This is a genomic window from Mesorhizobium sp. P2_D5, from assembly GCF_056404355.1.
Genome location: NZ_JBFUEE010000001.1, coordinates 853516 through 877499, shown reverse-complemented (window position 1 = coordinate 877499; position 23984 = coordinate 853516). Strand labels below are relative to the sequence as shown.

Genomic DNA, 23984 nt, shown 5'->3' with positions numbered 1-23984 from the left:
AAATGCTGCCATGCAGCTATTGCGCTGCAGCATGCAAGTGCTGACGGCACTCGACAAGCCGTTTCCAGTCCATATTGGAGAGTAAAATGGAACAGAATGTTGAAAAGCAAGAATACGAGACGCCAAGCCTGACGGTGCATGGTTCGATCGAAACCATCACCCAGGGCGGCGGCGGCAGCACGGCGATCGACGCGTCTTTCCCCGCGCATACGCCGATCGGCGACCTGACGTTTTCCTGAAGCCTATCGCAATTACTCCAGAGTGATGACGTTGGGTCTCTGGGTTTAAAAAATAAGAGAGTCGGGGGCACTGCCTCCGACTCCCCTTTCATTGCCTGGAACTGCGAAGCGTAGTGTAAGCGAGGTTTTGGGATGAACTGGAAGCAATCCGGCCAGGAGTTGGCCGAACAGGATTTGGCCGACCGATATTCAGCCGACCACGCTCGTGTGAGTGCGACCAAGGATGCCGTGGCTTGCGAGTTCGGCGATGGCCTGGCGCTCCTCAATCTGAAATCCAACATCTATTACAGCCTGAACGGCGTCGGCGCCTTCATCTGGGATTTGATCCAGGAGCCCAAGTCGATCGCGGAGATCCGCAGTGCGGTGCTTGCGCGCTACAACGTCGATCCAGAGCGCTGCCAGGCCGACGTCGAGGCACTGCTGAAGGGCCTGGCCGATAACGGGCTTGCGAGGCTTGATCATGAGGAACTTGTCTAAGCAGGTTCCGCACAAGGCCATGGTTTTGCGGCAGGAACCCGCGACCGAAAGGAGCCCCCAGCAGAAAAGGCGCCGGCAAGGCCGGCGAAGCCTGTTTGGCATTCTCTCCCTGAGCGGCTCGGAAATGATCTTCCTTAGCCGCTGCCTGCTCGTGGTCGCGGCGGTTCGGCTGGGACTGACACTGTTGTCCTACAACCGTGTTCGCAGCCTGGTGACGCGGCTTGACGCGCGACAGTGCGCCAGCATGGGCGAACTGCGGCGCGTCGCTTGGGGGGTTGCCGCAGCGGCCCGTTTCGTTCCCTACGCCACGTGCCTGACCCAGGCGCTTTCGGGTCAATACATGCTTGCTCGACAGGGCAATGCCTCGAAGATACGCATCGGCATCGAACGCGGCACGGGCGAGCAACTCAAGGCGCATGCCTGGCTGGTCAGCGACAATCATATCGTGCTTGGCGGATCGATCGACGGTTTCGCCCATCTGGTCGACCACGGCAACTGATGAGCGGCGTGGCCGGAATCCTGCTTCGACAGGGGCACGCGGCAGCGGCCCGGGGGCACACACCGGCGGTCGCGGCGGCCGATATCCAGCAGATGCTGGCGCGCATGCGCCATCGCGGCCCCGACGGAAATTCGTGGTGGCTGGACACCGGCATCGCGCTTGGCCACGCCTGGCTCAACACCACCGATGAAGCCGGCCCCGGTCCGCTGACGATGGCCGACGGCAAGCTCGCCATCACCGCCGACTGCAGGCTCGACAACCGTGACGAGCTGCTGGCAAGGCTGGGCATCCGCGACAGGTCGGTCGCCGATGCGACCTTGCTGATGCGGGCCTATCTGCGTTGGGGCGAAGCCTGCCCCGTGCATCTGCAAGGCGATTTCGCATTCGCCATCTGGGATGCCGAGCGGCAGCTGCTGTTTTGCGCGCGCGACCATTTCGGGGTCAAACCGTTCTACTACCATGCGGCGGATCGGCGTTTTGCCTTTGCGTCGGAGATCGGGCCGATCCTTGGCGTCGAGGGGGTTGGCGGACATGTCTCCGAGCACCAGATCTCCGGGTTTCTGGCCGGGCTTCCCGATGACCCGCAGGCGACACCCTACAGCGACATCTTCAGCTTGCCGGCGCGCCACAGCCTAACCGTCACCGGCCAACAGGTGGTGCTGCGCCGTTACTGGCAGATCGAGCCGTCGCAACGACCGATACGGTCGGATGCGCCTGAGGAATTCGCCCATCTGTTCTCGCAATCGGTGCGCAATCGCATGCGGGGAACCTCGGCGGTCGGCGCGATGCTGAGCGGCGGCCTCGATTCCTCCTCGATCGCCTGTGTCGCCGGCCTGCAGAACGCCGCCGAGCGCAAGCCGAGGCTGCCCACCTTCTCGCTAATTTTCGAAAAGGGCTCGTCGATGGACGAGCGCCCGTTCATCGATGCGGTGCTGGATCAGCAGAAGGTCGACGGAACGCTGATTCCAGTCGGCAACTATGCGCCATTCGCCGAGTTCGAACGGGTGCTGGAAGAGCAGGAAGGGACGTTCCTGGCGCCGGGCCTGACGCTGACCCGCGGCATCTACCGGACTGCCGGCACAAAGGGCATCAAGGTGCTGCTGGACGGCCATGGCGGCGACGAGGTCGTTTCACAAGGTCATGGCCATCTGCATGAGCTTGCCAACGCCGGCCGATGGATGGATCTGTGGCGTGAGATCCGCAGCGCCTCCGACACCTATGGCGACAGCACGCTGGGCCTGTATTTCCAGTTCCTGACCCTCTACGGGCCGGCCTGGCGGATCGCGAGACTGAGGCATATGGCGAACCGCATCCTGAACAGGATACGCAGGCCGGCGCAGGCGCCGCGCGGCCGAGGCTGGCGCGACCTGGTCAATCCGGACCTGGCCAGGCGCACCGAGCTTGTGGACCGATTTCACCGAGCCGGATACATGCCGCCCGGCGTCCAGGCCAGCGACGCCTTGAGCCATCGCTGGATCCTGTCGAATGGTTATGTCCCGCATGCTTTCGAGGTTCTCGACAAGGCTGCCGCCAATTTCGGCGTCGAGCCGCGCTATCCGTTCTGGGACAAGCCGCTGGTCGAGTTCTGCCTCGGCCTGCCCGGTGAGGAAAAGCTCAGCCACGGCTTTGGTCGCTATGTGCTGCGCCGCGCCATGGAAGGCGTGCTGCCGGCAGCGGTTCAGTGGCGGCGCGACAAGATCGACTTCACCGCCAATCTCGTCAACGGCATGCTGCGCAACCACCGCGACCTCTTGGAACAGCTGCTGATCTCGGATGCGAGCCGCATCGCGCCCTACGTCAATCTCCCCCAGGTGGGTGCTGCCTATGCGCGGCTGCTGCGTCAGCCCGATCGGGCGGCGCCTTTGGATGTCCAGTATGTCTGGCGCTCGGCATCGCTGTCGCTCTGGCTGCGGCAGCTCCAGCACAGCGGGAGCTCCGCATGATGCCGCGCAATGAGCCGCTCGCCGCATACAGTGATCATCACCGCCCGCATAGCCGGATCACGAGAGAGCGCCGCTTCTACCGCGCCTATGGCCTGACCATCGCATCCGAGGTGACGTTGCCCGAACTGGAGCCGACGGCGCCTGGGGCGGCGGACGTCGTGATCGCCGTCGGCCCGATCGACCTGCCGAAACCCGGCTTGGAAGCCGCGACCGAGTTTCGGTTCGAAGCGGAGCGGCAATATCTCGCATGGCATGCCGTCGGCACATTCCTGATCAGCGATGGCTGCCGCATCGACGTCGAACCCGCGCCCGGCGTCGACGACACGCTGATCGCGTTTCCACTGCTGGGTCCGGTGATGGCGCTGCTGCTGCATCGGCGCGGCCTGCTCGTCCTGCACGCCAGTGCCATTGCGGTCGCCGGCACGAGCGCCATCTTCATGGGCGACAAGGGCGCCGGCAAGTCGACGACGGCAAGCGCGATGATCCGGGCCGGACACGACCTGCTTACCGATGATGTCGTGGCGCTGGACCTCGCCAATCCGGGTCAGCCGATGATCGTTCCGGGTTTTCCGCAGATCAAGCTGGCAGCCGACGCCGCGGCGGCGATCTCGCTCGGAGAAGCCGAGGTGCGACCGCAAGTGCATCCGGCAATCGACAAGATGCAGCATCGCCTGAATGGCGCCTTTTCCGGCAACAGGGTGCCTGCGACCAGGATCTATATCCTCGAGCGCGGCGAAAAGGCTGCCATCACGCCGTTGCCCGGCATCGCCGCCCTGCCGGCCATCATCAAATTCTCCTATGTGACGCGGTTCGGCCGCGCGGCCCTGCCAAGCGATCTTGCAGAAGTGCATCTTCGGCAATGCGCGCGGCTGGCTGACCATGTCGGCGTTCGACGCCTCGAAGTCCCGACGGGCCTCGACAGGATCGGTGAGGCCGTGGACATGATCGAAAGGGATCTGGCGGCCGGGAATCTGGCGACTGATCGTATGCGGTCGTGAGCGCAATCATGTCGAAGTTCTCAATCCTTCGCCTGTCGCTGTTTCGAGACGTTGCCGCATTCGGCGCCGCCATTGCCCAGATCGGCGGCCGGCGAACCTGGACGGCGCTGCTCTTCCTGATCCTCGGCAGCCTGACCGAAGGTATCTCCATCCTGCTGCTGGTGCCGCTGCTGCATCTGGTCGGACGCCCCGACCAGGATTTTGCGGTCAAGCTGCCGAACAATGATTTCGTACGCTGGCTGGTGCCGGACGGAACGCTGCAACTGACGACCGTGCTTTGCCTGCTGGTCGGGCTTGTTGCCGTGCAGGCGGCGTTCAACCGCTTCAAGTCGGTCTACATGGCCAAACTGCTGTTCGATTTCATCAACCGCGTGCGCATGAATCTGTTCGAGAGCATCGGCAAGGCACGCTGGGGCGTCTTCACGCGCATGCGCAGTTCCGATCTCGACCATGCCCTGACCGGCGATATCGACCGCGTCCAGGGCGCTGCCTTCTCGCTGTTGATGCTGGTGCAGATCGCCGTGCTCCTGGCCGGCTATCTGCTGGTTTCAGTGTTCATCTCGTCGGCGATGACGCTGTTTGCGGTCATTATCGGCATCGTGATGTTCGTGGCGCTGCAGCCGTTTCGATCGCGGGCCACCGCCTTTGGCCGGGTTCTGACCGCCAATCGCCAGGATCAGTACCGGACGGTTTCGGAATTCCTGGGCGGCATCAAGGTGGCCAAGAGCCTGAATGTCGAGGCGACCTATTTCGCACAGCTGCAAGCGACGCTCGAAAAGATGAAGGCCGACAATGTCGACTATGTGCGCAACAGCACGATCGGCACCGCGGTGTTCCAGGTGGCGAGCGTCGTTGGTTTGAGCCTGTTCATCTATGTGGCACTGGTCCGCTTCAACCTGTCGCTGGCCGAGATCGTCGTCCTGCTGCTGGTTTTCATGCGAATCGCGCCGCGCTTCATGGACATGCAGACGCAGGCCCAGCAGGTCTTGATCAATCTGCCCGCCTATACGGCGATGCGCGGCATGCAGGCGCGTTTCGACGCCGAACGCGAGCCGGGCGATGCCGAAACCAGCGACGGCGGCAAGCTGTCTCTGGCAACCGGCCTCAACATCGGGGACGTCTGTTTCGGCTATAGCGACGACCCGGCCAAGATGGTCGTCAGGGACATCACCTTCGGCCTGCCGGCCGGCAAGGTCACCGCGCTGATCGGCCCCTCCGGCTCGGGCAAGAGCACGATCGCCGACATTCTGCTCGGCCTGCTCGAGCCGACCGCCGGCACGATGCTCGTCGATGGCGTCGAGATCGATGCCGGCAACCGGCGCCGCTGGCGCGATCAGGTGGCCTATGTGCCGCAGGACGTGTTCCTGCTGCATGACACGATCGCGGCGAACCTGCGCCTTGCCGCGCCGCAAGCCAGCGATGACGATCTGTGGACCGCGCTGCGCTCGGCGCACGCCGGCGAATTCGTCGAACGGCTCGACATCGGGCTCGAGACGGTGGTCGGCGACCGCGGCGTGCGGCTTTCGGGCGGCGAACGCCAGCGCATTGCGCTTGCGCGCGCGCTGCTGCGCAAGCCGTCCCTGCTCATCCTGGACGAGGCCACCAGCGCGCTCGACTGGCAGAACCAGTCGCTGATCGCCCAGTCGATTGACGGATTGCGCGGCACCATGACGATCCTGACCATCGCGCACCGGCCGTCGATGATTGCCTTCGCCGACTGGGTGGTGGCGATGGAAAACGGCCGAGTCGTCGAAGTCGGGCAGTATCAGCGGCTGAAGGAAAAAGCCGGCAGCCGATTGTCGCGGATGCTTTTGGGCGAACAGTCCGAGAGCCAGCCCGCTAACGTCGCGTGAGGGCTGGCAGGCTTCTGGTTAGTGTAGGCTTCGCCTGGCGCTGCCCAGCTTCTCGCCTTCGGCCACCTCGGGCGCATTCAGCTTTCTCTCCGCGTCGCGAGCCATGTCGGCCGGCGTCGGCGGGCTTCTGGCGATCATGGCATAGACGAGCACGAAATAGCCCGCCTGAATGATAATTGCGCAGATGATGACGCGGATCAGCGTCGTACCGATCGAAGCGCCGCCTAGCCAGGACCAGGCAACGACGATTGAAAGAGCGAAAATCATCCCGACGATGAATTTTGGAAGTGCCATACCCAACAGCCCATAAACCGGCTCGGGTCTATATAACGATTGCCCCACCCGAGCGCCGTCCCTTGTCATGCGGGCTTGTTAAGGTCGCCCGCTCTCGGCCGGTTGCTTCCGGCCTTTTCTACCTGTCGCCACTGTGACAGGTATAATTTGCAATTCTATTAAGGCGAGCAGTAGGCGGCAAGGGCAACTCCGGATATTTTTGATTGAGCTTTTGCGATCGATTCGGCCATGCTGCAATGCACGCAAAGGGATTTGAACCGACCTCGAATGGTCGCCATTCTTGAGTAAAAGAAACAATATTAAGTAGTATTTTATGGGATTTGCCTTGAGTATCGAGCTCTGCTAAAGCACTATTGTGCTCCGCGCCGTACCCCGCAGGACAGCCCGCCTAAGAACCGCCCCAAAAAGGCCTTTATTTTTTGGGGTTTGCCCATTTATTGTCACAAATGTGCTAAATATCCCGAAATTTGTGCATGGCTAGCTTATTATTTAGTCAATTCATGACGCGACTATTTCAACCGGTTGGTAAATTGTGTGTTGCGCTGCAACATTTTTTTGGTATCTTGCGGCGAACCATTCGTTCACGCATGGAGTTTACGGCATGAGGGACGTTGCCAAGTCGGCCACAGCGGGCTTTTCGCAGGTCGACATCGATTTTCCGCCGCCGATCGGCGGCCTGCTCAAACGCAGCTTCGATATCACCGGATCACTGATTGGCTTGATCGCTCTCAGCCCGCTGTTTGTTATGATCGCTCTGCTCGTCAAACTTTCCGACGGCGGATCGATTTTTTACGGCCACAGGCGAATCGGACGCGGGGGACGGATTTTTCCGTGCCTGAAGTTCCGCACCATGGTTCCCGATGGCGACAAGGTGCTGGCCGCTTATCTCGCAACCAACCCGGACGCCAACGCGGAATGGGTGGCGACCCGCAAGCTGAAGAGCGATCCGCGCGTCACCCGCGTCGGAGCGGTCTTGAGGAAACTCAGCCTCGATGAGCTGCCGCAGATCATCAACATCCTGCAAGGCGACATGAGCCTTGTCGGGCCGCGTCCGGTCGTGCGCGACGAGCTCGAGATCTATGGCACCTCCGCCGTCTATTATCTGAAATCCCGCCCGGGCCTGACCGGCCTGTGGCAAGTCAGCGGTCGCAACGACGTCTCCTATGACAGCCGCGTCGCCTTCGATCGCCACTATGTCGAGAACTGGTCGCTGTTCGAGGACGTTCGCATCATCATCAAGACCGTCCCCGCCGTCTGGATGTCACGCGGTTCTTACTGACCGCCGCGATGCCAGGCTTTCGCGGCAAGCATCATCGGGCGATGGGGCTAAAGCGGATCGGAACTTTCAGTTGAAAACAGATATGTTTGAAGCCCTTCGCAGCGGCCCGGTTTCCGGCCGGCTGCGGCGGGCGCGTTTGATGGCCACATGCGTTGCCATGTCGCTGGTCATCCCCCACATCGCCGCGGCCGACGAATACCGTCTCGGATCGCAGGACAAACTCACCATCCGCGTTGCCGAATGGCAGACGGTCGAAGGCACATTCCGTGACTGGTCGGCGGTGAATGGCGAGTACACGGTTGGCCCATCCGGCACGCTGTCGGTTCCGTTTGCCGGCGAGCTTCCGGCATCCGGCAAGACCACGTCGGAAATCGCAGCGGCGATCGGCCAGGCATTGCAACGCAAGCTCGCTCTGTCGGACAAGCCCGAAGCCTCCGTCGAAATGGCGCAGTACCGGCCATTCTACATTTCGGGCGAAGTCCAGAACCCCGGCCAATTTCCCTATGTGCCCGAGCTGACGGTGCTGAAGGCCATCAGTGTCGCCGGTGGCATCAGGCGAAACGCCGACTACGGCCCGCAGCTCGGCAAGGACCTGGTCACCGCCAAGGGCAATTTCGATATCTCTGACGACCAGCGCATTCGGCTGCTCGTCAAGCGCGCCCGCATCGATGCCGATATGGCCGGCAAAGCGAGTTTCGAGGTGCCGAAGGAGGCCGAGGGCGATCCGCGGTTGCCAGCCATCGTCGCAGACGAGATGACGATCCTGACGTCCGACCAGAAGGCGCTGAAGCTGAAGCTTGAGGCGCTCAGCGATCTGAAGGGGGTTCTGCAGTCCGAAATCGAGTCGCTGCAGAAGAAGATCGTCAACCAGCAGCAGCAGGTTGACCTGGCACAGCAGCAGCTCACCAGCATCGGCCCGCTGGCCCAGAAAGGCCTGATCGCCAACGCCCGGCTGCTCGATTCGCGGCAGTCCGTCGCCGACCTGCAGGGCAAGATCCTGGACTACGAAACGGCCATCCTCACCGCCAAGCAGGCGATCAGCAAGGCGACGCAGGACGCCATCGATGCCCAGAACACCTTGAGTTCAAATCTCGCCACCGACCGGCAGCAGACCGAAGCCGACCTCAACGAGGCCGCGCTCAAGGTGAATATGCAGAAAGGCCTGATGGCCCAGGCAAGCGATCCCTCGATGAGGTCCGCCAGTGACACCGACCAGCAACCCAGCCTGCTCTACGCACTGGTGCGGGTCGTCGACGGCAAGAGCAGCGAAATCTCGGCGAAGGAAGATACGCCGGTGCTGCCCGGCGACGTGATCAAGGTCAAGCTGGCGCCGTTGACCAGCCAGTAGCCCCCAGCCCGCAGACCCCGGAAACCCCCAGCACGATCCGGTGTTTCGATCCTTCCCGCCAGGGATGGATCCCGCCTTGCGCCAGGCCTGCCTGGGCGAAGGCTCCCAGGCGAAGCCACCTTTGGCCCGGCTTCAGCCTGCGAAACGATAAAGCGCGTCGCGTTTGAAGGGATTCATGCGACGCACTTCAAGCCTTTGTTTTTATGCATTTCAAAATTGCTGCGCAGTTTGAGCGCCATGCACTGGCTCAGGACGGGTTGGCGGCCGCCGGACCATTCACATGCCGGGGCCAGGCGGCCTCTCTCTTGGCCGCCTCGGCCTGCTCGAAAGCGGGGCTCCACCGCGTGCGGGTGACCGGCAGCCGCGCCAGCTTGAAGAAGCTGAAATACATCAGGAAGGAGCCCATGATGTAGGGGTTGAGAATCTCGACCTCGACGAAGGAGCGGATCAGGAGCAGCACCATCACGCCGAAGAGAATCACCGAATCCGCTTGCCATGCCTTGAAGATCACCGCCGAGACATGGCCATAGAGCGTGCGCAGCATGATCAGCGAGACCAGCGTCGCTCCGACGAAGCCGAGTTCGACGAGGGCTTCGATATAGGTGTTGTGGAAATGGAAGCCGGTGCGGGTGGTGATGTAGAATTCGTTCCACAGCCGCTCGGCTTCGGCGAAGCCCTGCACCCAATAGGCGGCATAGCCGAGGCCGAGAATCGGTGCTTTCTGCACGGCGTTCCAGCCCTGCTCCCACAGATAGGTCCGCCCGGTGAGCGTCGAATCCTTGCCGAAGAGGCCAAGGACGAAGTCCATCAGCCCGAGATTCAAGGCGACGAAGGCAACCACGACCAGCAGGCCGGCGCCGATCAGGAAGATCACCCGCCGATAGCGCCGCGACAGCAGCTTGCTCATGGTAAGAAGCGCGACTAGCGCCAGGACCGCCGGTATCGAGGCCATCGAGGTGGCGGAATGCGCAATGACCAGCAGATAGGCCGACAACAGCACGATAGGCACCGCCAGGATGACGCTCCGCCAGCCGCGCCTGTAAAAAGCAACGAAAACGACGCAGAAGTAGATGCCGAGCGAGGCGACAAAGCCAATCTGGTTCTTGGAGGCGAAAGCGCCGACGAAGTTGTAGGTACCGTCGAGAACGTCCTCGGAATAGTTTCCGACCCGCAGCGAATAGAGCAGGACGACAAATATCCCGATCAGGGCGCCTATGGTCAATGTGCGCACACTGACGGTGCGCGCCGCGACGTAGGCGCAGGCGATATGGGAAAAATACTGGATCGACGTCCTCGCCGTGACGCCGGGCGCCTGCGACCAGAAGACCGAGAAGCAGACATAGGCGGCAAACAGCAGTGGCAGCCAGGCACTGGACAGGTGCCGCAGGAACCGCCGGTAGTCGACCAGGATGAGCGGCAGCCAGACCGCGTAGTAGGCGAGGATCAGGATCTGGCCGAAAATGACCGAATAGGAAAATGCCCAGATCGAGACGGCAACGGCAAAACTGCCATAGACCGAATTCTTCTCGGGATCGACCAGCAGGGACTTTGGAATCTTCATCTCAGAGTCCCGCCGGCGCGACCCAAGGCCGGCAGGCCGTGGGCCAGTCGGCATATCCGCAAACAAGGGCGTGCAATAAACGGCGTCTCCATTGTGCAGTGCAATATAACCTATCGCGCCCGGCGCTCAATGGCAAATCCGGTCACCTTGTCTTACAGCGAGGCGATTGCCGAGATCAGGCCGGCGCTTGTCCGGTCACAGCTGCCTGGATCAGCGCTACCACAGTGCTCCGCCGGTGATCTGTATGTTTTCCATGGTGATGCCCTTGGCCAGCTCCGAGCACAGGAAGACGGCAAGAGCCGCGATCTCCTGTGGCTGCAGCAGGCGCTGCTGCGGGTTGCCGCTGGCGATTTCGGCCATGGCTTGCTCCGCCGTGCGCCCCTTGCCTTCGCGCTCGACGACCTGCGCCACGTTGCGGCGCATCAGTTCGGTCTCGACCCAGGTCGGGCTGATCATGACGCAGGTGACGCCATGCGCCGCCCCTTCCAGCGCCACGCAGCGGGTCAGGCCGAGCAGGCCGGCCTTGGAAGCGCAATAGGCCGGGTTGTCCTTCCAGCCGACGGAGGCGGCGGTCGAGCCGATGTTGACGATACGGCCCCAGCCGCGCCCGATCATGCCGGGCAGCACGGCACGGGTGACGCGGAAGGCGCCGTTCAGATTGGTGTCGACGATCTTGTCCCACAGCGCGTCGGAGTGGCCGCAGACCGGCTGCTCGGCGGTGGTGCCGGCGGCGTTGACCAATATGTCGGCGGGGCCGATAGCGGCTTCGGCTTCCGCCGCGAAACCGTTGGTGACGTCGCTGTCGCGCACGTCGAGATGGGCGGCGTGAACCCTGGTGCCATGGGCGGCAAGAGCTGCGCGCACGCGTTCGATTTCGTCGGCGCCGGGATAATAGGCGGCATCGGATTTGTCGGCGCCGGCGGGCGCAATGTAGGAGCCGACGGCGACATTGGCGCCAGCCTCAGCCAGTGCCGTGGCAATGGCAAAGCCCATTCCGGAAAACCCGCCGGTGATGATCGCGCTGCGGCCGGAAAGGTTTGTCATCAGGCGTGGTCTCCAAGACAATTCGGTGCAGGCAGCCAGGCTACCTTGCCTGCAACGCGGCTCACAAGATCACTGCCGTCAAAGTGGTTTGCCCAGCCATTCGCGATAAAAGCCTTCGAGATCGGGTTCGAAATCATGCACGATCGGATATCCCGGCGCCGCCGCCTCGACCTCGTGCAAGGTACCGCACTGCGGGCAGATGAATTCGCGGATTTCCATCCATTCGGGATCGGGAAGATCGCTGTTCGGATAGATCTCGCGCAGGGATTGCTCGGTGTTGCGCACGTTGATGGCGGCGTTGAGCTTCCAGTTCTTGCGGTAGTCGCCGAAGGAGTGGCCGCACTCGCAGCGGGTTATCCGCTCATCGCCGCTCTGGCAGATGAACAGGTGATCCGAGACCGGCAGCAGGATCGGATCCTTCCAGGCCACACGGTCCTGATAGACGGCGACCATCTTGAAGAAGCGGTCATCGTCCTTGTAGGCACTCATGATGCGCCGCGTCTGCAGCCAGGGCAGCTGGCCGGTAGCCAGATCGCGGATGACTTCCTTGCTGTACGAGGTCATGGCTTTGCTCCCGGCGTGAAGATATACTTGGCGTCGACGTTCCAGAAATCACTGAAATCCTTGGTGAAGCGCGACGACAGCTTGATCGCGCTGGCGTACATTTTCTTCACCTCAGGCGCGAAGTCGGCCTTTTCGACCCTGCCTCGCTCGGTGGCGATCCAGTCCGCCACCGGGATTGCTTTCGCCAGCCGCTCTTTGCGCATGGCGGCACGACGCGTCACGGTCGCATCGATATCGGCTTTGGGATAACCGTCCTCATCGTCCTTCAGCACGATGCCGAACACGCTGTCCGCCGCTTCGCGGGTGAGAAAACCGTTCTCGACATCCCAGGCCGTCTTGATCGGATCGCGCTCCAGCACGTCGCCGTAGCCGCCGCCGCCATTGTAGGAATGGCTGAAGATATCGCCCTCCTTGTGCGGCGAGGTGATGTAGGGGCCCTCGACCACGACATGGTCGCCGCCAATGTTCTTCTCATAGTCCGACACAAGCGGGTCGATGCCTGGCGCATGCGCCAGCGGTTCGCCCCTGGCCGCCAGTTCATGGATGTTGGAATTGCGCACGGCGCGGTGCTTCTGGCAGGTCGGCGCCGGATAGCCGCCGCACATGCCGCCATTGTCGAACACGCGCGAAGAGTGCTCCGAGGTGTGGAGCCGCAGATGCGGGGTCTTGTTGATCAGCCAGGTCGAGACGAAGGAACAGCCGCCGCGATATTTGCCGGCGCCGCCGGAATTCGGCACGATCGAGCGGCCGATATAGACCATCGGCATCGACTGTTCCCAGACCTCGATGTTGCCCATGTCGGATTCCGGGTTCCAGCCGACATAGGCGGTGTCGAGGCCATCCTTGATGGCCAGAGCGCCGGAGCCGGCGGCGGCGCATTCGAAGTGTGCCATGCCGAACGGTGTGCCGTACTGGCTTTCGCCGCCCATCTCGATCATCGGGCTGTTGACCTGGCCGACGAAGGCCTCCTCGACGAAACCACGGGCAATGAAGCTGCGCGACAGCAGCCGCTGGAACACGCCATAGGCCGGCAGCAGCAGCGCCCATGATGTGGCTGTCGCCACCATCTCGTTGTCGGGGTTGGTCCAGGTGCCGTGCGGCAGTTTCAGCTCGGTCGCCATCCAGGCGCCGTCATTGACCAGGCCTTCGAAATTCATGTGCTGGGTCAAGGTCACGAACATGCCGCCATCCATGCCGGCCGGCGTGCAGTTCATCGAATGGTAGCCCCAGGGCTGGGTGCCCTCGAAGTCCATGGTGATCTTGCCGTCGGTGGTGATCTCCATCTCGATCGGGATGTTGTAGAGCCAATCCGGATCGCCGAGCAGCTGGAAGCCGGGCTTGCCTGCCGTGACGTGGCCATAGAAGGTGTGGCCGCGATAGATGCCGGGCACGGTGAGCTGGCGGGTGCGGGCAAGCTGCGCGCGGCGGCCTTCCTCGATGAACTCCTTCGACACCTTCATCCAGTAGTCGAGGCCGATCTCGGAGATCAGCTGCTTGACGCTTTCGCGCATGTCGATGCAGGAGGCGACCTTGGCCTTCTCGTCCAGCACCCAGTAGATCGGCATGCGCAGATTGCGCTCGCAGCGGATGACGTAGTCGCGGCGGATCTCGTCGTTCTCACCAATCTTTTCGGCGCATACGAACAGGCCTTCGGTGAAGCGCTCCTGCGCCAGGCAGACGTCGCCGCCGGGCGTGATGCCGCCGGCCTCGAGCTCGTGGCAGACGGCACCGGCCCAGCCGACCAGGGTGCCCTCATGGAAGATCGGCACCACGTCCATGACGTCGGGCACCTGCACGGTGCCGATGAAGGCATCGTTGTTGGCGAAGATATCGCCTTCGCGGATGCGCGGGTTTTCCTCGTAATTGTTCTTGATCATCCATTTGATGAAGCGGCTCATCGTGTGGACATGCACCATTATCCCGTTGGACAGCGCGATGGCGTCGCCCTCGGGAGTGTAGATGGCGACCACCATCTCGCCGACCTCGCGCACGCCAGGCGAGGCCGAGATGCGCCGGGCCATTTCACGTGCCGAGACGCAATAGGCGCGCAGCTTGGTGTGCAGGGTCTCGAATTTCAACGGATCCTGGTTGCGCAGCGTGAGTTCCGTGATGCCGTCATAGCAGCCGGTCTCTTCCATCAGCCGCTCGGAATCGAGCAGTCTTTCGCGAAGGCGCAGGGCCGAGGCAGGTTTGTCCAACATGGCGATCGCCCTCTCAAGCGTGGGTGTAGTGCAGCAGCGTCCATTCATCGACATGGACGCGATCTTGCGGGTGGACGACGAGCGTCGTGGCGGGATGTTCGATGATGGCGGGCCCGATCACCTCATGGCCGGGTTGCAAGAGATCCATCTCGTAGAGGTTGGCCTTGTGCCAGCGCCCACCGATATAGGCCTCGCGCACGCCCTTGTGGGCGGCAGCCGGATTGGAGGCACCGAGCGGCCGCTTGAGCAGCACCGGCTTGACCTTGTCGGCGGTGGCGATCAGGCCGAGTTCGGTGATGGTGAACCCGGCCTCGCCATAGCGCGACACGCGGTGGTTGACCTTGGCATAGACCGCCTCGAACTCGTCGAGCACCTTGCGCATGTCGTCGGCCGAATTGACTTCGGCGAGCGGCGCCATCACTTCGACGTCCTCGAGCTGGCCGGTGTAGCGCATCATCAGGAACGGCACGGTCCTGATCTTTTCGCGCGCGTGGCCGTCGGCGATCATCTCGTCGACCGCGGCCTTGGTCAGATCGTTCCAGACCGTGGTGACCTTGGCGCCGAAAGCGGCAAGCGTCGGCTCGTCGGCGCGCGAGGGGATGTCGTGCTGCGTCGACACCGAATGCCGGCGCATGAAATCGGCCGTGGTGCAGCCGAAGGCGGAGAAGGCGGCGGCGAACTGGAAGGTGATGATGTCCTTGAAGCCGATGCCCCTGGAGCAGCCGGCCAGATGCAGCGGGCCAGAGCCGCCATAGGACAGCAGCGTGAATTCCGACGGATGGATGCCCTGGCCCGAGATGACGCGGCGCAGCGCGTTGTTGGCGTCGGCCTCCAGCATGTCGATCATGCCTTCGGCGGCCTCCTCGACACCGACGCCGAGCACGTTGGCGCACTTTTCCTCGAAAGCCTTGCGGGCCTTCTCGACCTGCAGCACGACCTTGCCGCCGAGGAAGTAATACGGGTTCAGCCGACCGAGAATGGCGTCGCAATCGGCGATGGTCGGCTCGGTACCGCCCTTGGCGAAGCAGATCGGGCCGGGATCGGAGCCGGCGCTTTCCGGCCCTAGGCTGACTTTTTTGGTCAGCGGATCGACCTTGAGGATCATGCCGGCGCCGGCACCAATGGTGTCGAGATGCAGCGTCGGCACGTTGAGTTTGAAACGGTCCATCAGCGGCTCGTTCTCGATCCGCGTCTGGCCGCGCGTGATGACCCCCATGTCGAAGGAAGTGCCACCCATGTCCGAGCAGATCAGCGAGTCATTGCCGATCAGCTTGCCGACATAGGCCGCACCGAGAATGCCGCCGATCGGGCCTGAGATCATGGTTTCATGCAGGCGCGGATGATTGATCGAGGTCAGGCCGCCGAAGGAGAGCAGCGTCTGCACCCCATATTTGAAGCCGTATTTCTTCGAGACGTCCTCGATCCCCTTGAGCTGCTTGCGGCCGCGCGAGGTGGCGTAGGCCTCGATCAGCACCGAGTTCAGCCGCGACTGCTCGCGGATGACAGGGCGGACTTCGTGGCTGGTGTAGACGGTGATCTCGGCGCCGGCCTTCTCGATCTCCTCGCGGCAGATCTCGGCAATGCGCTTCTCGTGCACCGGATTGACGTGCGAGAAGATCGTCATGATGCAGATCGCCTCGACCTTGTCGGCGATCAGCTTTTTCGCGGCCGCCGCGACCTCATGCTCGTAGAGCGGCAGCACGATGTCGCCGAACTGGTCGATGCGTTCGGTAACGCCATGGGTACGGCGGCGCGGCACCAGCGGATCGGGATGATGGTGGGTGACCGCATGCAGCCGGTCGGCGTAGGAATAGTCGGCCCAGGCCTGCAGGCCGCGACCCATCAGGATCATGTCCTCGAGGCCCTTGGTGGTGATCAGGCCGAGCCGGCGCCCGGTGCGCGACAGCAGCGTGTTGAGCATGCCGGTACCGGAATAGAGCACGACATTGACGCCGGAAAACAGCTGCTCCAGCGAGATGCCCCAGGCGTCCGCCGCGTCCTCGGCCGAAGCGAGGAAACCTTCGGCTTCGTTCTTCGGCGTGGTCGCCGACTTGCCGATCTTGAAGTGGCCGTCCTGATCGACAAGGATCGTGTCGGTCATGGTGCCGCCGGCGTCGATACCGATGACAATTGGATTGCCAATGATTGGCGAATTGCCAACGATGGGGCTGGTGAGGTTGGGCTGGGTCACGGTCGCCTCGGAATCTGGTCTAAGTTGTCGCTAGGCTAGATTCGACGGGTGGCCTCGCGCCATATGCCTAAAGACACAATGACGGGCTGACCGACATCGCCGAGAAAAGGGCATGCGCATGGGGACCATCTGGGCGCCGCTCGCCAAAGCGATCGCCGCCACCGGCACGGACAGGCATGTCGATTGCCTGATCGACCTGATCGGCGCGGACATCGCGCACGACCTCGTCACCGTGACGCGCTATTCGGCGACGCAGACACCGGAATTCGTCAAGCACCGGCGCTTCTCGGACGAGATGGTGCAGCGCTATCTCGCCAGCTACTACGTCTTCGACCCGTTCTATGCCTCGTGGCGGCGCGAGCGAAGGCTCGGCATCATGCCGCTGAAGCGGCTTGCCGACGACGCGGCCAAGCGCGGCCAGTACATAGCCGGCTTCCTGGCGCAGTCGGAAATCTGCGACGAGGTTGGCATCATGCTGGCCGATGGCGGCGACTGGTGCCTCGGCATCTTCCTCGACCGCTCGACCACCGCATTCAAGGACAGCGAGATCGCCCTGCTGGACGAGCGGCTGCCGGTGTTCGAGGCGTTGCATGCGCTCGACATCAAGGCGCGCGGAACCGAGTTCTCCCGCACCTCAGCACCGACCGGCCCCGGTGCCTCGCCCCGGCAGGAGCCGACCATCCCGGCAAGCCTGTGGCCGGAACTGTCGCTGCGCGAGCGGGAACTGGTCCAGCTGATCCTGGCCGGCCACCCGACGGCGAACATCGCCGAGCGCCTCGGCATCACCGTCGGCACCGTGAAGAACCATCGCCGCCGCATCTACGAAAAACTCGACATCACCACCGAGCGGGAACTGTTCCTGCAGTTCTTCCAGCACCAGGTGGACCGATAGATGCTCCTGCGTCGACGTGCCTTTCCGTCGGTGGCGATGTGACAGCGCCATCCACCGGACCATTCCCTGCGTCGGCGGATACAGCTACAATTCTGCGTGACGGGGGCAACGAAGGGAGCGCTACACGCGTATGATTGCCAACGCCCGAATCGACGAGAACGCAAGAAAGATATGGGAAAGCCATGAGACCGAGTGACTGTTCGGCATGCGCGATGACCTGCCATGGGCTCGCCATGCGACCGGCGGAACCTGCAGCGGTCAGGCTGGAGTGTGCATCGTTTGCTTAGGGCCGAACCCGCCGCGCTGTCCGATGACGAGCTTCTGGATCGCTACCAGCGTGCGGCCTTCGACTATTTCCTGGAGAATGTGAACGCGGAGAACGGGCTGGTCGCCGATACGTCGCGGCCGAATTCGCCGGCCAGCATCGCCGTCGTCGGTTTCGCCCTGTCCTGCTATCCGATTGGCGTCGAGCGCGGCTGGATGACACGCGAGGCGGCGGTGAAACTGACCCTTGCTGCACTGCGCTTCTTCTCGACCTCCACGCAAGGCAATGGCGACGACGTCACCGGCCACAAAGGCTTCTACTACCACTTTCTCGACATGCGGACCGGCCTGCGCGTCTGGCGCTGCGAACTGTCGATGGTGGATACGGCATTGCTGATCGCCGGCGTGCTGGTGGCGGGCGCCTATTTCTCCGGTGACGATGACGAGGAAACCGAAATCCGCCGGCTGGCCGAGACACTCTACCGGCGTGTCGACTGGCGGTGGGCGCAAGGCAGCAGTCCGACCTTGCGGCAGGGCTGGAAGCCGAAGAGCGGCTTTCTCCACTATGGCTGGGAAGGCTACAACGAAGCGACGATCCTCTATGTGCTGTCGATGGCCTCGCCCGACAGCCCGACCTCCGGCGACAGCTACGAAGGTTGGACGGCCACCTACCAGTGGGAAAACATCTACGGCTACGACGTGCTCTATGGCGGACCGCTGTTCATGCACCAGTTCTCGCATGCCTGGATCGATTTCGCCGGCATCCGCGACGCTTTCATGCGCGAGAAGAATTCGGACTATTTCGAAAACAGCCGCCGCTCGACCTACCTCCACCGCGACTATGCGCGACACAACCCCTATGGCTATGGGGGTTACGACGAGAACCTGTGGGGACTTTCGGCAGGCGACGGGCCCGGCGGCTTTCGCACCAGCGTGGAGCGTCAGCGTCGCCGGTTTTCCGGCTATGCCGCGCGTGGCGCTCCGTTCGGGCCGGATGACGGGACGATCGCCCCATGGTCCTACCCCGCGTCACTGCCTTTCGCGCCGGAGATCTGCCTGGCGGCGCTGCGCCATCTCGGGGATCGCTACCCCGAGGTGGTCGACAATTTCCGGCTGCCGAGCGGCTTCAACCCGACACTGGCGAACCGGCGAAAATTCGGCCGCAACGGTTGGGTGTCGGAAGGCCACTACGGTCTGGACCAGGGCATTGTGGTGATGATGATCGAGAACCACCGCTCGCGCCTGGTCTGGAAACTGATGCGCTCCAACCAGCACATCCGTCGCGGCTTGCGCAAGGCGGGCTTCACGGGTGGATGGCTGTCGAGGGATGACGGCGATGGCGCGTGACCGGACTGCCGCCTTCCCTGTCGACCGCAATGACGTCGAGCTGATCCAGCACGCCCATCCACCGCACTGGAAGAACCCGGAGCCGGACGGTCCCTACAACCTCGTCGTTATCGGCGCCGGGCCGGCCGGGCTGACCGCCGCCCGCGACGCGGCCGGCCTCGGCGCAAAGGTCGCGCTGATCGAGCGCAACCTGATCGGCGGAGCCTGCGTCAATGTCGGCTGCATCCCGTCGAAGTCGGTCATCCGCACGGCCAGGCTCTATGCCGATATGCGCGATGCCGAAAGTTTTGGCGGCGACACGCCGGACCGTCTTCACGTCGACTTCCAGCGGGCCATGAGGCGGATGCGGCAAATCCGGCAGCGGATCAGCCGCGCCGATTCGGCCGCGACCATCGCCTCGGAAGGCATCGATGTCTTTTTCGGCGAAGCGCGGTTTGCCGGACTGGACGCGGTCATGGTCGCCGGCAAGACGCTGCGTTTCAAGAAGGCGCTGGTCGCGACAGGTGCCCGTGCGAGCCTGCCGACGATTCCGGGGCTGGCCGAAGCCGGTTATCTCAGCAACGAGACCGTGTTCAACCTCACAGCCTGCCCGCCACGGCTTCTGGTCATCGGCGGCGGGCCGCTCGGTTGCGAGGCGGCGCAGGCCTTCTGCCTGCTGGGTGCGAAAGTCATCCTGGCCCAGCGGGACCCGATGTTCCTGCCCGGCGAGGAGCGCGACGCCGCCCAGGTCCTTTCGGATGCGCTGGCGCGCGAAGGGGTCGAGGTTCGGCTCAACACCGAGGTTGTGGCGGTACGGACGGCAGGCGGCAAGAAGCTCGCCGACCTGCTGCGGGACGACGACACGACGACGATTTCCGTCGACGAGATCATCACCGGCATCGGCCGTTCGCCCAATGTCGACGGTCTCGACTTGGAAAACGCCGGGGTGGCATACGATGCCAACGGCATCAAGGTCGACGATTATCTGCGGACCACAAATCCGCGCGTCTATGCGGCGGGCGATGTCTGCCTCGACTACAAATTCACCCATATCGCGGAGGCAACGGCCCGCATCGTCGTGCAGAACGCCCTGTTCCTCGGGCGCAAGAGGGTGAGCCAGCTGGTCGTGCCGTGGTGCACCTATACCGATCCGGAAATTGCCCATGTCGGCCTCTATCCGGCACAGGCGCGCCAGGATGGCATCCCGGTCAAGACCTATACGGTGCTGATGCACGACGTCGCGCGTGCGGTCATGGACGGCGAGGAGGAGGGCTTTGTCAAAATCCACGTCAAGGAAGGGTCGGATCGCATCCTGGGTGCCACGGTCGTCGCCAGCCATGCAGGCGAGATGATCAATGCGGTGTCGCTCGCCATCAAATCCGGTATGGGACTGCACGCGCTTGCCGACGTCATCCATCCCTTCCCGACGCAGGCACGAGGCATAAAGATGGCCGGAGACGCTTACCGGCGAACCCGGTTCACCTCGCTGTGGAAGCGGTTGTCGGCGCGCTGGCTGGCGTGGTCCAGGCGGTGACCCCTGTGGCCCGCCGCCATGTTGCTGCACCAGACATCCAATGTATATCCGCCGCTTGACGAAAGCGCCGTTCAGCTAAACAAGTCGAACCCCTTTTGTGATTGCGGAACGGTCTGGAATGCCGTCTGGAACAGAGCCTCGGAGCGCCGAACGGCGTGTGCTGGTCGTGTCGCACGATCCGGCCTTTCCGCCGCAGTCCGGCACCGATCTGCGCAACCACCGCAATGCCGTGGCGGCAGCGGCGTTCGGACCCGTCTGCCTGGCATCGGTGCGGCCGCAGGCTGTGAAAGCAGTCGATCCGTCGATCCGCATCGAGGCCCTGTCGAACGAAGGCGAAGCTCGTACCGGTTCGATCGGCTGGTGGCGCATAAGGGCAGAACATCGCATTTCGCGCTCTGCCCTGACGCGGCTCGAGGCCCTCGTTCGAGACTTCCGCCCGGACACAATTGTGGTCGAGGGCATAGGCCTGTTCAAGCTGCTGCAGCCTTTGAGACCCCTGGCGAAACAGCTCATCCTCGACATGCACAATGTCGAGTCCGACCTGGCGGGACAATTGCATCGCGCCGACAAGGCGCGATCCGCCGCGGCCAGGCTTGCCACGGCCATTGCCATCAGGCGCCTCGAAGGAAAGGCGCTTTCCCTCGTCGACAGGGTATGGGTCTGCTCGAACGAGGACCGCGCAAGGCTGATGACCCTTTTCCCGCACAAGGTGCCGGTCGACGTCGTTCCTAACGGAATTCCCCACACCGGCGATATCCCCGAAACGCTGCGCGCCCAGGATGCGGCTGACAATGACTCTCCGGTGATCCTGTTCGTCGGCCATCTCGACTATCCGCCAAATGTCGATGCCGCCAAGAGATTAGCCGGCATCATATTTCCTCGAATCCAGGCGGCTTTTCCGGCGGCGACGCTGATTATTGCCGGGCGCAGGCCGAAGCCTGCAGTGCGGGCGCTGGCCGGATTGCAAGGGGTGGAGCTCGTCGAAGACCCGGAAACCATGGCGCCGCTCCTGTCCAGGGCGCATCTTACCATCATCCCGCTTGTGGCAGGCGGCGGCACGCGCATCAAGATCCTGGAGGCGATGGCCTGGGGCGTGCCGGTAATCGCGACACCGCTGGCGGCAGAGGGGCTTGGCTTTGTCGAGAACCAGGAGCTGCTGCTGTCGGTTTCCGATGAAGTGCTTGCCGACATGGCGGTCGGACTTTGCCTGGACGCTGAACGCAGAGCAAAGCAACGCATCCGCGCACATCAGGCGGTCTGGGCCAGGTTCGGTCCGCGAGCCATCCGCAACGCCGTTCGCGACGGGCTGGGGCTGGACGAGGCTGGTGGGTGATTGAGGCGCAGAAGCGCAGGCTTCAGTCGTGCAGTTCCCGCGCTATCGGCGGGCCGACCGAAAAGCCGGAGAACGTGACCTCAAAACCTTCGCGTTGCGGCGAACAGCACATCATGCCGACATCGACCACCTTCGAGATCGGAAAATAGGCGAGCCGCACCGGCTTCCAGCGGCCGTCGGAAGCATCGAGATACTGGATGCGGATCGTCTCGGCATGACGGGTCAAGCGGATCCGCACACCGTGCGGGCTGGCTGGAATGGTGGCCAGCGACCAGTCCGAGGCATCGTTGGTGACGACGACGGAAAAATACATAACGCCGTCGGTGTATTCGATACCGGCCTTGATCCAGTGCGTTTCGCTGAGCCGGACCATCAATCCGGCCTGATCGTAGAGCACCTCGTAGCGCCCTTCGACAGTGACTTCGGCGGTGAAATCGCCCTCGACCTTACGGTAGAGGAAGTGGCCGTTGTCGCGCCAGAAATCGTAGAAGGTCTCGCGCCAGAAATCGGTCTCCTTGCCGGTGCGCACACGAACTGTATCGCCGTCGATGGCATGGTGCGGCGGCGGATTGAGCCAGGTCAGGTCTCGCAATGTCATCGCCGCGCGCCGGTCCGGTGTTCTTGATGTTGCCGTATCGCCGGCATGATCGGCAGGGTGGCCGATCAGCCTGCGAAGGTATAGGCGGTCTTCACCGTGGTGTAGAATTCCATGGCATAGCGGCCCTGTTCGCGCGGGCCGTAGCTCGACCCCTTGCGGCCGCCGAAGGGAACATGGAAATCGACGCCCGCCGTCGGCAGGTTGACCATCACCATGCCGGCCTCCGAATTGCGCTTGAAGTGCGTGGCGTGCTTGAGGCTCGTGGTGCAGATGCCCGAGGTCAGCCCGAAGGGCGTGTCGTTGGCGACGGAAAGCGCCTCGTCATAGTCCTTGACGCGGATGACGCTCGCCACAGGGCCGAAAATCTCCTCGCGCGAGCTGCGCATGGCATTGGTGGCTTCGGTCAGCAGGGCCGGGTTGAGATAGAAGCCGGGCGTCTTGCGGTCGAGCCGTTCGCCGCCGAAGGCGAGCGTGGCGCCTTCCCTGACGCCGATGGCAATATAATCCTCGTCCTGCTTCAATTGGGTCGCGTCGACGACCGGGCCGATCTGGGTCTGCGCGTCGAGAGCGTCGCCGACGACCAGCTTGCCCATGCGATCCTTGAGGGCATCGACAAAACGGTCATGGATGGCGTCGGTCACGATCAGCCTGGACGAAGCCGTGCAGCGCTGGCCGGTCGAGAAGAAGGCACCGTTGAGCGCACAATCGACGGCGACCGCAAGGTCGGCATCGTCAAGCACGACCAGCGGGTTCTTGCCGCCCATTTCGAGCTGGAACTTGCGCATGTGCTCGACGCTTGCGGCGGCGACGCGCTTGCCCGTGCCGACCGAACCGGTGAAGCTGATAGCGTTGACATCTGGACTGTCGAGCATGGCCTGACCAACGACCGAGCCCTTGCCCATGACGAGATTGAGCACGCCCTTCGGCAGGCCGGCGCGATGCAGGATGTCGACGATGGACCAGGCGCTCTCGGGAACCAGCTCCGCCGGCTTGAAGACGACCGTGTTGCCATGGGCGAGCGCCGGAGCGATCTTCCAGGCCGGAATGGCGATCGGGAAATTCCACGGCGTGATGATGCCGACCACGCCGACGGCTTCCCGGGTGATCTCGACGCCAACGCCCGGCCGCACGCTTGGCACGACCTCGCCTGACAAGCGCAATGTTTCGCCGGCGAAGAAATCGAATATCTGGGCGGCGCGAATGGTCTCGCCGATGCCTTCGGCCAGTGTCTTGCCTTCCTCACGCGCCAAATTGCGGCCGATCTCGTCCTTGCGCGCCATAATCTCGTCCGAGGCCTTTTTCAGCACTGCGTGGCGCGCCAGCGGACCAGACCGGGACCATGCCGGAAACGCGGCCTTTGCGGCAGCGATTGCCTGCCCCGCCTGCGCGGCACCCGCCGAGGCATAGTCGCCGACGACATCGCCGGTGTCCGAAGGGTTGATGTTGCGGGAGCCGGCGTCGCCGACCCATTCGCCATCGATTAGGTTCTGTCGAAACAGGGTCATGTCTTGTCTTCCTGCTGGTTGGCCGCGCGGCGGCGTCTGTC

General features: G+C 63.1%; 20 protein-coding genes. 12 read left to right on the top strand and 8 right to left on the bottom strand.

Annotated elements, in window-relative coordinates; all coding sequences use genetic code 11:
• Positions 1–86: 86 nt before the first annotated feature.
• The 6 genes from AC1DYW_RS04200 (at position 87) to AC1DYW_RS04175 (ending at position 6009) form a co-directional block, all read left to right on the top strand.
• Complete coding sequence (locus tag AC1DYW_RS04200) at positions 87–239, top strand: lasso peptide (RefSeq protein WP_095082854.1); 153 nt, start codon at positions 87–89, stop codon at positions 237–239.
• Between the two features lie 132 nt (positions 240–371).
• Entirely contained in the window at positions 372–716 is a 345-nt protein-coding gene (locus AC1DYW_RS04195) for a PqqD family protein (protein ID WP_477225202.1), read from the top strand.
• 124 nt (positions 717–840) lie between these two features.
• Positions 841–1215 carry a lasso peptide biosynthesis B2 protein gene (locus AC1DYW_RS04190; RefSeq protein WP_457153753.1) on the top strand — a complete coding sequence of 125 codons (375 nt, stop codon included), beginning with the start codon at positions 841–843 and terminating at the stop codon, positions 1213–1215.
• On the top strand, positions 1215–3158 hold the full coding sequence (locus AC1DYW_RS04185) for a lasso peptide isopeptide bond-forming cyclase (RefSeq protein ID WP_477225201.1): 1944 nt from the start codon (positions 1215–1217) through the stop codon (positions 3156–3158). The genes AC1DYW_RS04190 and AC1DYW_RS04185 overlap by 1 nt, the downstream gene beginning before the upstream one ends.
• Positions 3155–4156: a phosphoenolpyruvate carboxykinase (ATP) gene (locus AC1DYW_RS04180; RefSeq protein ID WP_477225200.1), complete on the top strand. Its 1002-nt coding sequence runs from the start codon at positions 3155–3157 to the stop codon at positions 4154–4156. Before AC1DYW_RS04185 ends, AC1DYW_RS04180 begins: the two co-directional genes overlap by 4 nt.
• Before the next feature lie 8 nt (positions 4157–4164).
• The gene (locus AC1DYW_RS04175) at positions 4165–6009 is read left to right on the top strand and encodes an ABC transporter ATP-binding protein (protein WP_477225199.1); all 1845 of its coding nucleotides are present in this window, start codon (positions 4165–4167) and stop codon (positions 6007–6009) included.
• A gap of 18 nt (positions 6010–6027) precedes the next feature.
• Here AC1DYW_RS04175 and AC1DYW_RS04170 read toward each other — a convergent pair whose 3' ends face one another.
• On the bottom strand, positions 6028–6303 hold the full coding sequence (locus AC1DYW_RS04170; RefSeq protein WP_095082865.1) for an exopolysaccharide production repressor exox: 276 nt from the start codon (positions 6301–6303) through the stop codon (positions 6028–6030).
• Between the two features lie 601 nt (positions 6304–6904).
• On the opposite strand from AC1DYW_RS04170, the gene AC1DYW_RS04165 reads away from it, so the two are divergent.
• Positions 6905–7582 carry a sugar transferase gene (locus tag AC1DYW_RS04165; protein WP_095082866.1) on the top strand — a complete coding sequence of 226 codons (678 nt, stop codon included), beginning with the start codon at positions 6905–6907 and terminating at the stop codon, positions 7580–7582.
• 82 nt (positions 7583–7664) lie between these two features.
• Positions 7665–8930: a polysaccharide biosynthesis/export family protein gene (locus tag AC1DYW_RS04160; RefSeq protein ID WP_477225198.1), complete on the top strand. Its 1266-nt coding sequence runs from the start codon at positions 7665–7667 to the stop codon at positions 8928–8930.
• Between the two features lie 247 nt (positions 8931–9177).
• Here the strand turns inward: AC1DYW_RS04160 and AC1DYW_RS04155 are convergent, their stop codons facing one another.
• The 5 genes from AC1DYW_RS04155 to AC1DYW_RS04135 all read right to left on the bottom strand — a co-directional run bounded on the left by AC1DYW_RS04155 (position 9178) and on the right by AC1DYW_RS04135 (position 16443).
• Positions 9178–10491: an O-antigen ligase family protein gene (locus AC1DYW_RS04155; RefSeq protein WP_477225197.1), complete on the bottom strand. Its 1314-nt coding sequence runs from the start codon at positions 10489–10491 to the stop codon at positions 9178–9180.
• A 216-nt stretch (positions 10492–10707) separates the two neighbouring features.
• A complete protein-coding gene (locus tag AC1DYW_RS04150; RefSeq protein ID WP_477225196.1) occupies positions 10708–11535 on the bottom strand; it encodes an SDR family NAD(P)-dependent oxidoreductase in 828 nt (275 codons plus the stop codon).
• Between the two features lie 78 nt (positions 11536–11613).
• Positions 11614–12099, bottom strand: coding sequence for an acetone carboxylase subunit gamma (locus tag AC1DYW_RS04145; RefSeq protein ID WP_477225195.1), 486 nt, complete (start codon positions 12097–12099; stop codon positions 11614–11616).
• Positions 12096–14300, bottom strand: coding sequence for a hydantoinase B/oxoprolinase family protein (locus AC1DYW_RS04140; RefSeq protein WP_477225194.1), 2205 nt, complete (start codon positions 14298–14300; stop codon positions 12096–12098). Before AC1DYW_RS04140 ends, AC1DYW_RS04145 begins: the two co-directional genes overlap by 4 nt.
• Before the next feature lie 13 nt (positions 14301–14313).
• The gene (locus tag AC1DYW_RS04135; protein WP_477225577.1) at positions 14314–16443 is read right to left on the bottom strand and encodes a hydantoinase/oxoprolinase family protein; all 2130 of its coding nucleotides are present in this window, start codon (positions 16441–16443) and stop codon (positions 14314–14316) included.
• A 160-nt stretch (positions 16444–16603) separates the two neighbouring features.
• Between AC1DYW_RS04135 and AC1DYW_RS04130 the strand changes: the two genes are divergently transcribed.
• The 4 genes from AC1DYW_RS04130 (at position 16604) to AC1DYW_RS04115 (ending at position 21840) form a co-directional block, all read left to right on the top strand.
• Entirely contained in the window at positions 16604–17383 is a 780-nt protein-coding gene (locus AC1DYW_RS04130) for a helix-turn-helix transcriptional regulator (protein WP_457150138.1), read from the top strand.
• A 279-nt stretch (positions 17384–17662) separates the two neighbouring features.
• Complete coding sequence (locus AC1DYW_RS04125) at positions 17663–18994, top strand: glucoamylase family protein (protein WP_477225576.1); 1332 nt, start codon at positions 17663–17665, stop codon at positions 18992–18994.
• Positions 18984–20507, top strand: coding sequence for a mercuric reductase (locus AC1DYW_RS04120; RefSeq protein ID WP_477225193.1), 1524 nt, complete (start codon positions 18984–18986; stop codon positions 20505–20507). Before AC1DYW_RS04125 ends, AC1DYW_RS04120 begins: the two co-directional genes overlap by 11 nt.
• 118 nt (positions 20508–20625) lie before the next feature.
• Positions 20626–21840, top strand: coding sequence for a glycosyltransferase family 4 protein (locus tag AC1DYW_RS04115; RefSeq protein WP_477225192.1), 1215 nt, complete (start codon positions 20626–20628; stop codon positions 21838–21840).
• Positions 21841–21862: 22 nt separating this feature from the next.
• Here AC1DYW_RS04115 and AC1DYW_RS04110 read toward each other — a convergent pair whose 3' ends face one another.
• Positions 21863–22438 (bottom strand): DUF1349 domain-containing protein, encoded by a 576-nt coding sequence (locus AC1DYW_RS04110; protein ID WP_477225191.1) that lies wholly within the window; start codon positions 22436–22438, stop codon positions 21863–21865.
• Positions 22439–22503: 65 nt separating this feature from the next.
• Positions 22504–23943: an aldehyde dehydrogenase family protein gene (locus tag AC1DYW_RS04105; protein ID WP_457150134.1), complete on the bottom strand. Its 1440-nt coding sequence runs from the start codon at positions 23941–23943 to the stop codon at positions 22504–22506.
• Positions 23944–23984: the final 41 nt, after the last annotated feature.

Bases quoted from the DNA above. Each gene is read 5' to 3' on its own strand.
- AC1DYW_RS04190 (WP_457153753.1), top strand. From the start codon at position 841: ATGATCTTCCTTAGCCGCTGCCTGCTCGTGGTCGCGGCGGTTCGGCTG.
- AC1DYW_RS04160 (WP_477225198.1), top strand. From the start codon at position 7,665: ATGTTTGAAGCCCTTCGCAGCGGCCCGGTTTCCGGCCGGCTGCGGCGG.
- AC1DYW_RS04115 (WP_477225192.1), top strand. From the start codon at position 20,626: ATGCCGTCTGGAACAGAGCCTCGGAGCGCCGAACGGCGTGTGCTGGTC.
- AC1DYW_RS04120 (WP_477225193.1), top strand. From the start codon at position 18,984: ATGGCGCGTGACCGGACTGCCGCCTTCCCTGTCGACCGCAATGACGTC.
- AC1DYW_RS04165 (WP_095082866.1), top strand. From the start codon at position 6,905: ATGAGGGACGTTGCCAAGTCGGCCACAGCGGGCTTTTCGCAGGTCGAC.
- AC1DYW_RS04175 (WP_477225199.1), top strand. From the start codon at position 4,165: ATGTCGAAGTTCTCAATCCTTCGCCTGTCGCTGTTTCGAGACGTTGCC.
- AC1DYW_RS04155 (WP_477225197.1), bottom strand. From the start codon at position 10,491: ATGAAGATTCCAAAGTCCCTGCTGGTCGATCCCGAGAAGAATTCGGTC.
- AC1DYW_RS04170 (WP_095082865.1), bottom strand. From the start codon at position 6,303: ATGGCACTTCCAAAATTCATCGTCGGGATGATTTTCGCTCTTTCAATC.
- AC1DYW_RS04200 (WP_095082854.1), top strand. From the start codon at position 87: ATGGAACAGAATGTTGAAAAGCAAGAATACGAGACGCCAAGCCTGACG.
- AC1DYW_RS04105 (WP_457150134.1), bottom strand. From the start codon at position 23,943: ATGACCCTGTTTCGACAGAACCTAATCGATGGCGAATGGGTCGGCGAC.
- AC1DYW_RS04195 (WP_477225202.1), top strand. From the start codon at position 372: ATGAACTGGAAGCAATCCGGCCAGGAGTTGGCCGAACAGGATTTGGCC.
- AC1DYW_RS04110 (WP_477225191.1), bottom strand. From the start codon at position 22,438: ATGACATTGCGAGACCTGACCTGGCTCAATCCGCCGCCGCACCATGCC.
- AC1DYW_RS04140 (WP_477225194.1), bottom strand. From the start codon at position 14,300: ATGTTGGACAAACCTGCCTCGGCCCTGCGCCTTCGCGAAAGACTGCTC.
- AC1DYW_RS04150 (WP_477225196.1), bottom strand. From the start codon at position 11,535: ATGACAAACCTTTCCGGCCGCAGCGCGATCATCACCGGCGGGTTTTCC.
- AC1DYW_RS04145 (WP_477225195.1), bottom strand. From the start codon at position 12,099: ATGACCTCGTACAGCAAGGAAGTCATCCGCGATCTGGCTACCGGCCAG.
- AC1DYW_RS04185 (WP_477225201.1), top strand. From the start codon at position 1,215: ATGAGCGGCGTGGCCGGAATCCTGCTTCGACAGGGGCACGCGGCAGCG.
- AC1DYW_RS04180 (WP_477225200.1), top strand. From the start codon at position 3,155: ATGATGCCGCGCAATGAGCCGCTCGCCGCATACAGTGATCATCACCGC.
- AC1DYW_RS04130 (WP_457150138.1), top strand. From the start codon at position 16,604: ATGCGCATGGGGACCATCTGGGCGCCGCTCGCCAAAGCGATCGCCGCC.